We start from the raw sequence: 13,952 nt of genomic DNA on the forward strand, positions 1-13,952 counted from the left end.
GCGCGCGCCACGTCCTGGATCGGCGTGATGCCGTCGATCAGCCAGGAGTTCTCGTCGCGGCGCACGATCTGCTCCTCGTCGGGCGTGGACACCAGGTCGCCCATCACCGTGCTCATCACGTCGTTGAGCGTGATCACGCCCACCACCAGGCTGTACTCGTTGACGATGATCGCGAAGTCCTCGTGGGCCTGCTGGAACTGCTCGAGCACCTCGGTCAGCGACAGCCGGTCGGGAATCACCAGCGCCTTGTGCAGCGGCAGCCCCTGGTCGAAGGCCAGCGGCTGGCCGCTGAGCACGCGCTGGAACATGTCCTTGGCGTCGACGTAGCCCAGCACGTGGTCGATGTCGCCGTCGCACACCGGGTAGGCCGAGAAGGGCTCGGCCACGATGCGCGCGCGCAGCACCGACTCGGGGTCGTCGTGCAGGAACCAGGCGATGCTGTCGCGCGCGGTCATCACGCTGCTCACGAGCCGCGTCTCGAGCTCGAACACGTTGGCGATCACCTGCTGCTCGCGCACGGCGAGCACGCCGGCCCGCGCGCCGGCCTCGGTCATCGCGAGGATGTCGGCCGAGGTGATCTTGTCGTCGCGCGCCATCGGCATGCCCAGCAGCTTGAACAGCAGGTCGGTGCAGGCGGTGAACAGCCACACCAGCGGCTTGAAGGTGGTGATCAGCAACTGCATCGGCTTGGCGATGCGCACCGCCAGCCGTTCGGGGTCGTTCATGCCCAGCCGCTTGGGGAACAGGTCGGCGAACACCAGGAACACCGCGATGATGGTCACGAAGGAGCACAGGAAGCCCGCGCTCTGCGCGCCCTCGGGGCCGAGCCAGCCCGTGAACAGGCGCGCGAAGTAGGGGCTCAGCGCGCCCTCGCCGACCACGCCGCCGAGGATCGCGACCGCGTTGAGGCCGATCTGCACCACGGTGAAGTAGTAGCCCGGCTGCTCCTGGATGCGCAGCACGAGGTCGGCGCGCGCGTCGCCGTCGTCGGCCATCTGGCGCAGGCGCAACCGGCGCGAGGCGGCCAGCGCGATCTCGGCGAGGGAGAAGAAGGCGCTCATCGCGATCAGCAGCGCGATGACGAGCAGGCTTTGGGTCAGGGTCATGGTGTTCACCAGCAGACCCCGATGGTGCCATGGCGCAGGGGGCGCCCGCCACGGGCGCGACCCGCGGGAGAAAGTGCGCTCAGACCCCGCCGTGCGGATGGGTCGGGTCGACCCACAGCACCGACTCGGGCTTCTCGACCGGTTCGATGTCGAGGTTCACCGCGACGGCCTCGCCGTCGCTGCGGCACAGCACGCACTCGAGCGTCTCGGTCGGGCTGGCGTTGATTTCCTGGTGCGGCACGTAGGGCGGCACGTAGATGAAGTCGCCCGGCCCGGCCTCGGCCGTGAACTCGAGCTGCTCGCCCCAGCGCATGCGTGCGCGGCCGCGCACGACGTAGATCACCGATTCGAGGTGGCCGTGGTGGTGGGCGCCGGTCTTGGCGTCGGCATGGATGGTGACCGTGCCGGCCCAGAGCTTCTGCGCGCCGACGCGCGCGAAATTGATCGCCGCGGCCCGGTTCATGCCGGGCGTCTGGGCGGTGTTGACGTCGAGCTGGTTGGCCGCGATCACCCGCACGCCGTCGTGCTTCCACGCCGGGGCCGCAGCCTCGTCGTGCGGATGTCCGTGGTCGTGATCGTGGCCGTGGCTCATCGCCGGGCCCGGATCAGGCAGCGTCGCCGGCCAGCACCTTCTGCAGTTCGCCCGACTCGTACATCTCCATCATGATGTCCGAGCCGCCGACGAATTCGCCCTTGACGTAGAGCTGCGGGATGGTGGGCCAGTTGCTGTAGTCCTTGATGCCCTGGCGGATGCCGTCGTCCTCGAGGACGTTGACGGTCTTGAGCGAACGGGTGTCGACGCCCACGGCCTTGAGGATCTGGATCGCGCGGCCCGAGAAGCCGCACATGGGGAAACTGGCGTTGCCCTTCATGAAGAGCACGAGATCGTTGGATTTGACGAGGTCGTCGATGCGTTGCTGGGCGTCGGACATGGGGGCTCCTGAAAAGTAGGCTGGAGGGATTATTTCACCGAGCGCCGGATTCCGCCCGAGCAGCGCGCGATGCCTGCCAGGTCCTCGCGGCTTTGCACCTCGGCGAAGCCCTGGGCGGCCAGCAGCTGGCGCACGGCGGGGGCCTGGTCGTGGCCGTGCTCCAGCAGCAGCCAGCCACCTTCGGCCAGGTGCGCGGGCGCGTCGGCAACGATGCGGCGGATGTCGCCGAGCCCGTCGGCGCCGGCCACCAGCGCCGAGGCGGGCTCGTGCTGCAGCGCCGGCAGATGCGGGTCGCCGGCGGCGATGTAGGGCGGGTTGCTGGCGATCAGCGCGTAACCCCGGTCCGCGCCCGCCAGCCAGTCGGCCTGGGCGAAGCGCACCGGCAGCTTCAGGCGCTCGGCATTGGCGCGGGCCACCGCGAGCGCGTCGGCGCTGGCATCCACGGCATCGACCCGTGCATCGGGCCGCGCGTGCTGCAGCGCCAGCGCGATCGCGCCGCTGCCGGTGCCCAGGTCGAGCACGCGCGGCGCGGCCTGGCCTTCGAGGCACTCGAGCGCCCAGTCGACCAGCGTCTCGGTGTCGGGCCGCGGCACCAGCACGCGCGGGTCGACGCGCAGCGCGAGGCCGTGGAATTCCTTCTCGCCCAGCAGGTAGGCCACCGGCTCGCCCGCGAGGCGGCGCAGCAGTTGCGCCGACAGCGCGGTCCACAACGGCTCGGGCAGCGCGTCGGTGTCGTGCGCGAGCAGCCAGGCGCGGTCGTGCGGCGGCCGGCCCAGCGCATGCAGCAGCAGCAACTGGGCGTCGAGCCGGTCGACGCCCAGCCGCGCGGCCGCGGCCAGCGCCTGGGCCACGGTCGAGGGCGCGAGCGGCTCGGTGCTCATGAGGGCAGGCTCGATTCGAGCTCGGCCAGTTGCTCCGCCTCGCGCGCCGCGCGCAGCGCCGCCAGCACGTCGCCGAGGTCGCCCTCCATGATCGCGAGCAGCTTGTAGAGCGTGAGGTTGATCCGGTGGTCGGTGAGCCGGCCCTGGGGGAAGTTGTAGGTGCGGATGCGGTCGGAGCGGTCGCCGCTGCCGATCAGGCCCTTGCGCAGCGCGGCGTCCTTGGCGGCGCGCTCGCTGCGCTCCTTCTCCTGGATCCGCGCCGACAGCACCTGCAGCGCCTTGGCCTTGTTGCGGTGCTGGCTGCGGTCGTCCTGGCACTCGGCCACGATGCCGGTCGGGATGTGCGTGATGCGCACCGCCGAATCGGTCTTGTTGATGTGCTGGCCGCCGGCGCCGCTGGCGCGGTAGGTGTCGATGCGCAGGTCGGCCGGATTGATCTGCACCGCCTGCGCCTCGTCGGGCTCGGCCAGCACCGCCACCGTGCAGGCGCTGGTGTGGATGCGGCCCTGCGTCTCGGTGGCCGGCACGCGCTGCACGCGGTGGCCGCCCGATTCGAAGCGCAGGTTGCCGAACACCTCGTCGCCCGAGATGCGCACCACCACTTCCTTGTAGCCGCCGAGCTCGCTTTCGTTCTCGCTCACGATCTCGCAGCGCCAGCCGGCGCGCTCGCAGTAGCGCGTGTACATGCGCAGCAGGTCGCCCGCGAACAGCGCCGACTCGTCGCCGCCGGTACCGGCGCGGATTTCGAGGAAGGCGTTGCGCGCGTCGTCGGGGTCCTTGGGCAGCAGCAGGCGCTGCAGCTCGTCTTCCAGCTGCGCGAGCTCGGCCTCGGCCTCGGCGATTTCCTGCGTGGCCATCTCGGCCATGTCGGGGTCGTCGAGCATTTCCTTCGCGCCGGCGATGTCGGCCTCGCGCTGCACGTAGCGCGCATAGCGGCCGGCCACCTGCGTCACCTCGGCATGCTCGCGCGAGATGGTGCGGTACTGCGCCATGTCGCCCATGATGTCCTCGCGCGAGAGCAGGAAGTCGAGTTCGCCGAGGCGGGCGGCATAGCGTTCGAGTTGGTGGCGGAGAAAGGGCTTCACGGCGGAGAGATTCGAAAAAGAGGGGAGGTGCCGCGGCATGGCGGCAAGGCGCATGGAGGCCGCGGCACGCCGTGCCGGGCTCGCGGACGAGCGCCGCTAACGCTCTTTGCGCAGGAACAGGCGCGAGATGGTCTGCGCCGTTTGCTCGCGCGAGGCGGCATCGCCCGCGTGCAGCTCGGCCAGCGCGCCGTGCAGCATCTTCTGCGTGAGCCCGCGCGACAGGGCTTCGAGCACGGCGTCGACCGATTCGCCCTTGGCGAGCAGCTTGCGCGCGCGCGCCAGTTCGGCGGCACGCCATTCGTCGGTCTGGGCGTTGAGCTGCTGGATCAGCGGCACCGTGCCGCGCTGGCCCAGCCAGTGCATGAAGCTCTGCACGCCGGCGTCGATGATGACCTCGGCCTGCGCCACCGCGGCCTGGCGGTTGGCCTGACCCTGCTGCACCACCTGGGCGAGGTCGTCCACGGTGTAGAGGTAGATGTCCTCGAGCGCCTTCACCTCGGGCTCGATGTCGCGCGGCACGGCCAGGTCGACCATGAACATCGGGCGGTGCTTGCGCGACTTGAGCGCGCGTTCCACGGCGCCCAGGCCGATGATCGGCAGCGTGCTCGCGGTGCAGCTCACGACGATGTCGAACTCGGCCAGCCGTGCCGGCAGGTCGGCCAGCCGCATCGCCTCGCCGCCGAAGCGCGAGGCCAGCTTCTCGCCGCGCTCGAGCGTGCGGTTGGCGATGGCGATGGACTTCGGCTCCTTGGCCGCGAAGTGCGTGGCCGCGAGGTCGATCATCTCGCCGGCGCCGACGAACAGCACGCGCGTCTGGCGCAGGTCCTCGAACAGCTGGCCGGCCAGGCGCACGGCGGCGGCCGCCATGCTGATCGAGTGCGCGCCGATCTCGGTGGCGGTGCGCACTTCCTTGGCGACCGCGAACGAGCGCTGGAAGAGTTGGTTGAGCGTGCTGCCCAGCGCGCCGGCGGTTTCGGCGGCGCGCACCGCGTCCTTCATCTGGCCGAGGATCTGGGCTTCGCCGAGCACCATCGAATCGAGGCCGCTGGCCACGCGGAAGGCATGGCGCGCGACGTCACCGTCGTGCAGGGTGTAGGCATGCGAGCGCAGCAGCGCGGGGGCCACGCCGCCGCTCTGGGCCAGCCAGCCGACCGTGTGGTCGATCGCGGCATGGTCGGCGGCGCAGTAGATCTCGGTGCGGTTGCAGGTCGAGATGATGGCGGCCTCGACCTGCGGGTGGCGGCCGCTCGAGAACGAGCTGCGCAGGCTCTGCAGGGTGGGAGCGATCTGGTCGAGCGCAAACGCAAAACGACCGCGCAGATCGAGCGGCGCGGTCGTGTGGTTCAAGCCAAGAGCCCAGACAGACATGTCACGATTATAAAATTTGCGGAGCCCGTCCCGGCACCGTGCTGTCTATGACCTCCATAGCGGCTGGCGGATGACGCTTCCGCCCCTTCCCGAATGTCCGCGCTCGCCCTGCTCAACCACCTCCTCAACTTCGCGCTGCCGGCTGTCTTCGTGGCGGGGGTGCTCGCGCTGTGCGGCCGCTTCCTGATGCCGCGGAAGCCCGGAACGCCTGCCATCTGGGCGCAATTCGCTATCAATACGATAGCTGGCGTGCTGGTGCTGCTGGCCGGCCTGGTGTTCACGGGCCACGACGGCCGCATCGCGAGCTATGCCGCGCTGGTGGTGGTCTGCGGCACCGTGCAGTGGCTGCTGCAGCGCGGCTGGCGGCGCTGAGCGGCGGCTTTCAGGTCCGCACCATGTAGTGCGCCGGCGCGGGATAGCTCGCCAGGCGCGCCTGCTGTGCCGCGTCGGCCAGCGCATGCACCGCGTAGCCGTGGCGCTCCCAGAAGCCCAGCGAGGACTGCACCGACACCAGCGCCGAGCGCCGCCAGCCCGCCGTGTCGGCGAAGGCCAGCGCATGCCGCACCAGCGCCGGTCCCAGGCCATGGCCCGAGGCCGCCGGGTCGACCGCGAGATCGTGCAGGTAGAGCGCGTCGGCCTGTGTCTCGGGCAGCACCTCGAAATCGCCGTGCAGGGCCGTGAGCTTGCCCACGCGCGAGGGATAGGCCGCGAGGTAGGCGGCCACCCGTCCCGCGTGCTCGACCACCCAGCCGGTGCGCGGCGCCGCGGCGAGCCGGCGCACGATCAGCGCCCCGTCCTCCACGAAGCCCGCGCCGTAGCAGGCGAGCTGGATCGCCAGCACCGCCTGCAGGTCCTCGGGCCGCATCGCGCGCATTGCGGTCATGCCAAGAGCAGCTTGTCGTCGTCGAGCTTCTCGCCGCGCGTCTGTTCGAACATGCGCAGCAGGTCGGGCACATCGAGGCCCGAGCGCTCGGGGCCGGCCACGTCGAGGATCACCTGGCCCTCGTGCAGCATCACCGTGCGCGAGCCGTAGTCCAGCGCCTGGCGCATGCTGTGTGTGACCATCATCGCGGTGAGCTTGCTCTCCTCGACGATGCGCGCCGTGAGCTCGAGCACGAAGGCCGCGGTCTTCGGATCGAGCGCGGCCGTGTGCTCGTCGAGCAGCAGGATGCGCGAGGGCTTGAGCGAAGCCATCAGCAGGCTCACGGCCTGCCGCTGGCCGCCCGACAGCAGGCCGATGCGGTCGGCCAGCCGGTTCTCCAGCCCGAGCTTCAGGATCGACAGCTTCTCGCGGAACAGCTCGCGCAGGCCACGGTTGAGCGACAGGCCCAGGCCGCGCCGCTCGCCGCGCTTCCAGGCCAGCGCCATGTTCTCCTCGATGGTCAGCGCCTCGCAGGTGCCGGCCATCGGGTCCTGGAACACGCGCGCCACCATGCCCGAACGCTGCCAGGCGTTGAGCCGCGTCACCTCCTTGCCGTCGATCTCGATGCGGCCCTTGTCGACGATCAGGTCGCCACTGACCGCATTGAGGAAGGTCGACTTGCCGGCACCGTTCGAGCCGATCACGGTGACGAACTGGCCGGTGGGAATCTCCAGGCCGAGCCCGCGCAGCACGCGGTTCTCGATCGGCGTGCCCGGGTTGAAGGTCATCTCGAGTTGTTCGGCGCGCAGCATCAGTTCTTCCCCTTGAAAAGCCCGCCGAGCTTGCGCTTGTAGGCGGGCACCAGCAGCGCGAAGGCCACCAGCACGGCGGTCACCAGGTTCAGGTCCTGCGCCTGCAGGCCCATGAAGTCGGTGTTCAGCGCCATCGCGATGAAGAAGCGATAGAGCAGCGCCCCCAGGATGCAGGCCAGCGTGGTGATCACCATGCTGCGCGCGGGCATCAGCGTCTCGCCGATGATCACCGCCGCCAGGCCGATCACGATCGTGCCCACGCCCATCGAGATGTCGGCCGTGCCCTGGCTCTGCGCGAACAGCGCGCCGGCCAGCGCCACCAGCGCGTTCGACAGCGCCAGGCCCGCCATGGTGTGGAAGTCGGTCGAGATGCCCTGGGCGCGCGCCATGCGCGCATTGCCGCCGGTGGCGCGCATCGCCAGGCCGGCCTCGGAGGCGAAGAACAGGTCGACCACGATCTTCGCGGCGATCACGATCAAGAGCAGCAACAGCGGCTTGGCCCACTGCTCGGGCATGCCGCCGAAGCTGGCCATGCTGAACACGGTGGGCTCGGTGATCAGCGCCACGTTGGGCTTGCCCATCACGCGCAGGTTGATCGAGTAGAGCGCGATCATCACCAGGATGCTCGCGAGCAGTTGCATGATCTTGAGCTTCACGTTGAGCCAGGCCGTGACCCAGCCCGAGACGGCGCCCGCGACGCAGGCCACCGCGGTGGCCGCCACCGGGTTCCAGCCGGCCACGATCAGCGTGGCGGCCACGGCGGCGCCGAGCGGGAAGCTGCCGTCCACCGTGAGGTCGGGAAAGTTGATGATGCGGAAGGACATGAAGACGCCCAGCGCGACCAGCCCGAATATCAGGCCGATCTCGATGGCGCCCAGCGAGGCGATGAGGGACATGAGGAGGAAGCTCCCGGCAAGAACGAAAAGACGGGCCGCCCGCAGGACGACCCGTCGCTGGCGATGAGGCCGGGGCTTACTTGGTGTTCACGACCTTGGCGGTCTTCAGCAGCTCGTCCGACAGGGTCACGCCCTGCAGCTTGGCCGCGCCCGGGTTCACCACCAGCTCGAAGTTGGTGCTGGTCTGCGAGGCGATCGCGCCGGGCTTCTCGCCCTTGAGGATGCGCACCACGATCTTGCCGGTCTGGCGGCCGATGTCGGTGTAGTTCAGGCCCAGCGCCGCGACCGCGCCGCGCTCGACGGTGGCGGTGTCGGCCGCCACCACCGGCAGCTTGGCCTGTTGCGCCACCTTCACGATGCCCTCGAAGGCCGACACCACGTTGTTGTCGGTCGGCGTGTAGATCGCGTCGGCCTTGCCGACCAGGCTCTGGGCGGCGGTCGGCACGTCCACGGTGCGCGCGGCGGCGGCTTCCACCACCGTCATGCCGGCGGCCGCGGCGGCCTTCTTGAGGTCGGCCACGATCGCCACCGAGTTGGCTTCGCCGGGGCTGTAGATCACGCCGATGCGCTTGGCGGTGGGCACCACCTGCTTGATGAGGGCGATGTGCTTGTCCAGCGGCGACAGGTCCGACACGCCGGTCACGTTGGTGCCGCTGGCGTCCCAGCTCTTCACCAGCTTGGCGGCCACCGGGTCGGTCACGGCCGAGTAGACGACCGGGATGGTCTTGGTGGCGGCCAGCGTGGCCTGGGCCGAGGGGGTGGCGATGGCGACGATCACGTCGGGCTGGTCGCCCACGTACTTGCGCGCGATCTGGGCCGCGGTGCCCACGTTGCCCTGCGCGCTCTGGTAGGTGAACTTGAGGTTCTTGCCCTCTTCGTAGCCGGCCGCCTTCAGCTCGGCCTTGACGCCGTCGCGCACGGCGTCGAGCGCCGGGTGCTCGACGATGGCGGTCACGGCCACCGACTTGTCGGCCGCGAAGGCGGGCGCGGCGGCGAGCATGCCGAGGGCCAGGGCGGCGGCGACAGGGGTGCGAAGCAGGGCGAATTTCACGTGGGATCTCCGGAAAGAGGGAAGGGGGCGGGTCCGACGCCACGGCTTGCACCGGGGCAGGGAATCGATGGCACGGAAATGCGGCATGCACTTCCACGAGCCTGGAGTCTAGAGCGTGGTTTGCACAATTAAGGTGCATCCCGCGCCAGTGCTTACCCCGCTTTGAGAAATATGATTGCGGCCATCGGCATTTGAAGGAGACGAAATTGCACGAGATCACGCTCGACCGCATCGACAGGAAGATCCTGGAGCATCTGCAAGCGCATGGACGTGCATCGAACCTCGAACTCTCCGAAGTGGCCAATCTTTCTCCGGCCCAGTGCCTGCGGCGGCACCGGCGGCTCGAGGAGATGGGCTTCATCAGCGGCTACGCGGCCCGGCTCGACGCGCGCCAGGTGGGGCTCGGCGTGATCGCCTTCATCCACGTGACCATGGCGCGCGGCCACATCGGCGAGCTGCCGAAGTTCCAGGACCTGGTGGCCGACCTGCCGCAGATCCTCGAGTGCTATTCGGTCACCGGCGACTTCGACTACGTCATCAAGGTGGTCGCGCGCGACCTGCACTCGCTGTCGCAGTTCCTGATGGACACGCTGATGCACATGCCGGGCGTGTCGGCGGTGCGTTCGAGCGTGTGCCTCAACGAGGTGAAGTGCACGACCACCCTGCCGCTGGGTTGAGCCGGGCGCGGCCGGCCCTCAGCCCTGCACGCCCGGCAGCGGCGAGGCCGGCGAGGAGGGCACCGGCGAGGGCGCGGTCGAGAGCGCCGAGGGGGCCGCCGGCGCGGCCGCCATCACCAGCGTGGGCGTCGCCATCGGCAGGTCGGCCTGGCGCAGCGCGTCGAGGATGGTGAACAGCAGGTCGCTGCGCACGCCGCCGGCCAGCCGCGGACTCGCCACGTAGGCGATCGCCTGGAAGATCAGCAGCCCGTTCTCGATGCCCTCGAGCGTGAGCGAGGGCGCCGGCGTCTCGAGCACGCCCTCGTGCGCCTTGCAGGCCTCGAGGATCAGGTCGCGCACCTTCTGCGCGTCGGTGGTCAGCGGCATCGGCAGGCGGATCAGCACCCGGCCCTCGGCGTTGGCCAGCGTCATGTTGCGCACGGTCTTGGTGATGAATTCCGAGTTCGGCACGATCAGCGTGGAGCGGTCGCCGAGCTGGATCTCGGTGGCGCGCACGTTGATGCGCCGCACGTCGCCCTCGGCCGTGCCGAGCACCACCCAGTCGCCCACCTTCACGGGCTGCTCGGCCAGCAGGATCAGGCCCGAGATGAAGTTCTGCACGATCGCCTGCAGGCCGAAGCCGATGCCCACCGACAGCGCGCTCGCCACCCAGGCGATGCGCTCGATGCCGATGCCCAGCGCCGAGAGCGAGAACGCGATCACCAGGATGCCGCCCACGTAGCCCAGCAGGGTGCTGATCGAGCTCTGCATGCCGGGCTCGAACTTGGTGGTCGGCAGGTAGCTCGCGGCCAGCCAGCGCTTGAAGATGCGCAGCATCACGAAGCCCACGGCCAGCACCGCCACCGCGCTGAGGATCGCGCCCGGCACGAGCTGGAACTCGCCGATCTTCACGCCGGTGCCGAACTTGCCGCTGCGCTGGAACACCTCGCCGGGGCTGGTGCCCAGCGGGGCGGCCAGCGCGATCAGCATGTAGAAGAACAGCGCCACCCGGCTCAGGCCCGACAGCACGGTGGCGATCTGGTCCAGCGTCTGCGGTGCCAGGCCGAAGCTCTTCTGCAGCCGCTGGCCGAAGCCGCTGCGCGACGACACGGTGGCCATGAACACGTCGTCGGCGAACTTGAACAGCACGTAGAACGCGGTGGCGACGATGCCGCTCCAGGTGAGCTGCGAGGCCAGGAAGCTCGCGAGCGCCACGTAGCCCACGGCCACCAGCACCCAGATCGCGACCATCAGGATGGCGATCAGCGCGACCAGGATGCCGACCCACATCGGCCGCTCGGGCAGGTCCTCGCCGGGGGCGCCCGCGCGCAGCGCCTTGAGCCGGTAGAGCACCGCGCCGACCAGCGCGGTCAGCAGCAGCGCGGTCAGCACGTGCGTGGCGACCACGGCCGAGAAGCTGGCGTCGACCAGCGCGTTGATCTCGGCCGGCGCCCAGGCCAGGGCCGCCACCAGCGCCACCAGCCAGGGCAGGGCCGCGAGCCGCGCGGCCATGGCGTCGGGAATCGGCGGCAGCCGCCACGACGGCCGGCCGGTGGCCAGCAGCGCGCGGCCCAGGCCGATCACGAAGGCCATGAACACCAGCGACTGCGCCAGCGACAGCATCGCCTTGCGCGCCTGCGGCGCCCAGCCCGCGTGCTGCTCGAGCACATGGACGAAGCCGTGCGCCGCCAGCGCCACCAGCAGCACGTGGGCCGCGACGATGGCGATCACCAGCAGCGAGCGCCGCAGCCGTCCGGCGGGCAGCAGCTTCACCGCGAGCCGGGCCAGGCCGTGCTCGGCCGCCCAGACGCCCGCGAAGGCCAGCAGCAGCGCGCCGGCCAGCGCCGCGATCACCAGCGTGCGGCCCTCGCCGCCGAACGCGGTGGCGAGGCCGGTCTGCACGCCCGCGGCCATGCCCTGGAGCCGGTCGACGTCTTCGGGCCAGGCCTCCTGCAGGTCGCTCCAGAACTCGCCCGTGAGCGGCGATGCCGCGCGCTCGGTGAGCTGGGCCTCGAACACCGCGCGGCGCTGCGTCAGCAGGTCGGTGCCGCGCTGGCGCACGTCGATCGCCAGCAGCTTGGCGAGCCGGATGTCGGCGTCGAGCGCGTTGCGTTCCTTGGTCAGGCGCGCGCGCTGGCGCGTGATGTCGGGGTCTTCGCTGGCGCCGGCCGCGGGCGGGTTGCCGAGCTCGCCCAGGCGCGCGTTGAGGTCGTTGAGCTCGCCGGTGCGCGCCGCCACGAACTTGTCGGCCTGCGCGCCGATCGCGTTGATCTGCGTGAGGCGGCTGCGCGCGTCGTCTTCCGAGCCGGTGGACTGGTCGATCTTCGCGAGCAGCGCGCGCAGCTCGGCCACGGTGGGCGCGGGCGGCGCGGCCGCGAGGTCGGGGTCCTGCTGCGCGAAGGCGGTGCCGCACAGCAGCAGGGCGGCCATCAGGAAGGCCGCGAGACGGGAGGTCCAGCTCATGGACGCATCATAGAAGCCGCACCTGAAGGCCCGGCTTCGCGGCGCGTCACAGCATGTGACGGCGCCGCGTTCAGCGCGCGGGGCTGAACAGGTCGACGCGGTCGGTGATGATGCCGTCGGTGCCCAGGTCGATCAGGCGCTGCGCGGCCCAGTCGTCGTTGACCGTGTAGCTCAGCGCGCGCAGGCCGGCGCCGTGCACCTGCGCCACCACGGCGGCGTCCCACAGCGCATGGTTGCAGACGATGGCCACGCAGCCGAGTTCGCGCGCGGTCTCGAGCCAGCCGTTCCAGAGCGTGTCGAGCAGCAGGCCGCGCGGCAGTTCGGGCGCGGCGGTCGCCGCGCCCTTCAGCGCATCGACCTGGAACGAGGTCAGCAGCGGCGGGACGGCCGCATCGCGCCACAGCGCCGCGGCCTGCCGCGCCACCGCCTCGCCGGTTTCGCGCTCGGTGCCCGGCGTGGGCTTGATCTCGATGTTCAGCAGGTGGCCGTTGGCCAGGCAGAAGCGCGCGAGGTTCTCGAGCGTGGGCAGCGGCTCGCCCGCGAAGGCGCGCGAATGCCAGCCGCCCGCGTCGAGCTGAGCCAGTTCGCTCCAGGGCTTCCGGCCGCCGATGCCTCGGCCGCTGGTGGTGCGTTCCAGCGTGGCGTCGTGCATCAGGAACACCACGCCGTCGGCGCTGAGCTTGGCATCGCATTCGAACATGCGATAGCCGTGCGCGGCGCCGAAGCGGAAGGCCGCGAGCGTGTTCTCGGGCGCGAGCTTGCCGGCGCCGCGGTGGGCGATCCAGCGTGGATAGGGCCAGGGCGTGCTCATTCCGCGCTCATTCCGCGCGTTTGCCGGAGCCGGCGTCGAACCAGTGCAGCTTGTCCTCGCGCGCGGCGATCTTCACCGTGTCGCCCGCCATCGGCGGCCGGTCGGCCTCGTCGGTGCGCATGATGATCTGCTCGTCGCCGATGCGGCCGTAGACCAGGCGCTCGGCGCCCAGCAGCTCGACCTGCTCCACCTGCACCGACCAGCCGTTCTCGTCGAGTGCCATGTGCTCCGGGCGGATGCCCAGGATCTGGCCCGGACGCACGCCCGGCGCGTGGCGCAGCAGGTTCATCGGCGGCGAGCCGATGAAGCTCGCGACGAAGGTGGTGGCGGGGCGCGAATAGACCTCCTCGGGCGTCGCGAACTGGTCCATCACGCCGCCGTTCATCACGATGATGCGCTGCGCCAGCGTCATGGCCTCGACCTGGTCGTGGGTGACGAACAGCGAGGTGATGCCGAGCTCGCGGTGCAGCTTCTGGATCTCGAGGCGGGTCTGCGCGCGCAGCTTGGCGTCGAGGTTCGACAGCGGCTCGTCGAACAGGAACACCTGCGGCTGGCGCACGATCGCGCGGCCCATGGCCACGCGCTGGCGCTGGCCGCCCGAGAGCTCGCGCGGCTTGCGCTCGAGCAGGTGGCCCAGCTCGAGGATCTTCGCGGCCTTGTCCACGCGCACCTTGATCTCGGCCGTCGGCACCTTCGCGATCTTCAGGCCGTAGGCCATGTTCGCGAACACCGTCATGTGCGGATAGAGCGCGTAGTTCTGGAACACCATCGCGATGTCGCGCTCGGAGGGCTCGAGCTGGTTCACCACCTTGTTGCCGATGGCGATCTCGCCGGCGGAGATCTCCTCCAGGCCGGCCACCATGCGCAGCAGCGTGGACTTGCCGCAGCCCGACGGGCCGACGATGACGACGAACTCGTGGTCGGCGATCTCGGCGCTCACGCCGTGGATGACCTGGTTGGCCTTGGGCCCGTGGCCGTAGCGCTTGATGACGTTGCGTAGGGAAATGGCAGCCATGTTTTCAGTTCAGC

At 70.2% G+C, this 13,952-nt stretch carries 15 protein-coding genes; 2 read left to right on the forward strand and 13 right to left on the reverse strand.

Annotated elements, in window-relative coordinates:
* The 6 genes from paeA to hemA form a co-directional block, all read right to left on the reverse strand.
* Positions 1-1,106, reverse strand: a 1,106-nt coding sequence (gene paeA / locus ACODT0_RS16775; protein ID WP_489041765.1) for a polyamine export protein PaeA, incomplete at its 3' end; no start/stop codon positions are given.
* 79 nt (positions 1,107-1,185) lie between these two features.
* Entirely contained in the window at positions 1,186-1,698 is a 513-nt protein-coding gene (locus ACODT0_RS16780; RefSeq protein WP_057592084.1) for a cupin domain-containing protein, read from the reverse strand.
* 13 nt (positions 1,699-1,711) lie between these two features.
* Positions 1,712-2,038 (reverse strand): Grx4 family monothiol glutaredoxin, encoded by a 327-nt coding sequence (grxD, locus tag ACODT0_RS16785; protein ID WP_057592080.1) that lies wholly within the window; start codon positions 2,036-2,038, stop codon positions 1,712-1,714.
* A gap of 29 nt (positions 2,039-2,067) precedes the next feature.
* Positions 2,068-2,919 carry a peptide chain release factor N(5)-glutamine methyltransferase gene (gene prmC / locus ACODT0_RS16790; protein WP_489041766.1) on the reverse strand — a complete coding sequence of 284 codons (852 nt, stop codon included), beginning with the start codon at positions 2,917-2,919 and terminating at the stop codon, positions 2,068-2,070.
* The gene (gene prfA / locus ACODT0_RS16795) at positions 2,916-4,004 is read right to left on the reverse strand and encodes a peptide chain release factor 1 (protein ID WP_489041767.1); all 1,089 of its coding nucleotides are present in this window, start codon (positions 4,002-4,004) and stop codon (positions 2,916-2,918) included. Before prfA ends, prmC begins: the two co-directional genes overlap by 4 nt.
* A 96-nt stretch (positions 4,005-4,100) precedes the next feature.
* A complete protein-coding gene (hemA, locus tag ACODT0_RS16800) occupies positions 4,101-5,372 on the reverse strand; it encodes a glutamyl-tRNA reductase (RefSeq protein WP_057592076.1) in 1,272 nt (423 codons plus the stop codon).
* A gap of 93 nt (positions 5,373-5,465) precedes the next feature.
* Between hemA and ACODT0_RS16805 the strand changes: the two genes are divergently transcribed.
* Positions 5,466-5,744, forward strand: a complete 279-nt coding sequence (locus ACODT0_RS16805; RefSeq protein ID WP_057592075.1) for a hypothetical protein — start codon at positions 5,466-5,468, stop codon at positions 5,742-5,744.
* Positions 5,745-5,754: 10 nt separating this feature from the next.
* Here ACODT0_RS16805 and ACODT0_RS16810 read toward each other — a convergent pair whose 3' ends face one another.
* From ACODT0_RS16810 to ACODT0_RS16825, 4 genes are all read right to left on the reverse strand, one after another.
* Entirely contained in the window at positions 5,755-6,255 is a 501-nt protein-coding gene (locus ACODT0_RS16810; RefSeq protein WP_489041768.1) for a GNAT family N-acetyltransferase, read from the reverse strand.
* On the reverse strand, positions 6,252-7,046 hold the full coding sequence (locus ACODT0_RS16815) for an ABC transporter ATP-binding protein (RefSeq protein ID WP_209541747.1): 795 nt from the start codon (positions 7,044-7,046) through the stop codon (positions 6,252-6,254). Before ACODT0_RS16815 ends, ACODT0_RS16810 begins: the two co-directional genes overlap by 4 nt.
* Positions 7,046-7,942, reverse strand: a complete 897-nt coding sequence (locus tag ACODT0_RS16820; protein WP_057592072.1) for an ABC transporter permease — start codon at positions 7,940-7,942, stop codon at positions 7,046-7,048. The genes ACODT0_RS16815 and ACODT0_RS16820 overlap by 1 nt, the downstream gene beginning before the upstream one ends.
* A gap of 76 nt (positions 7,943-8,018) precedes the next feature.
* Positions 8,019-8,993 carry an ABC transporter substrate-binding protein gene (locus tag ACODT0_RS16825; protein WP_409976567.1) on the reverse strand — a complete coding sequence of 325 codons (975 nt, stop codon included), beginning with the start codon at positions 8,991-8,993 and terminating at the stop codon, positions 8,019-8,021.
* A gap of 206 nt (positions 8,994-9,199) precedes the next feature.
* On the opposite strand from ACODT0_RS16825, the gene ACODT0_RS16830 reads away from it, so the two are divergent.
* A complete protein-coding gene (locus ACODT0_RS16830; RefSeq protein ID WP_057592070.1) occupies positions 9,200-9,670 on the forward strand; it encodes an Lrp/AsnC family transcriptional regulator in 471 nt (156 codons plus the stop codon).
* 18 nt (positions 9,671-9,688) lie between these two features.
* On the opposite strand, the gene ACODT0_RS16835 is transcribed toward ACODT0_RS16830, so the two are convergent.
* From ACODT0_RS16835 to ugpC, 3 genes are all read right to left on the reverse strand, one after another.
* The gene (locus ACODT0_RS16835; RefSeq protein ID WP_057592069.1) at positions 9,689-12,112 is read right to left on the reverse strand and encodes a DUF3772 domain-containing protein; all 2,424 of its coding nucleotides are present in this window, start codon (positions 12,110-12,112) and stop codon (positions 9,689-9,691) included.
* Between the two features lie 70 nt (positions 12,113-12,182).
* Positions 12,183-12,923: a glycerophosphodiester phosphodiesterase gene (ugpQ, locus tag ACODT0_RS16840; protein ID WP_296729598.1), complete on the reverse strand. Its 741-nt coding sequence runs from the start codon at positions 12,921-12,923 to the stop codon at positions 12,183-12,185.
* A gap of 7 nt (positions 12,924-12,930) precedes the next feature.
* Positions 12,931-13,938: a sn-glycerol-3-phosphate ABC transporter ATP-binding protein UgpC gene (gene ugpC / locus ACODT0_RS16845; protein WP_413762475.1), complete on the reverse strand. Its 1,008-nt coding sequence runs from the start codon at positions 13,936-13,938 to the stop codon at positions 12,931-12,933.
* Positions 13,939-13,952: the final 14 nt, after the last annotated feature.

Source organism: Variovorax sp. FG153, from assembly GCF_057809595.1.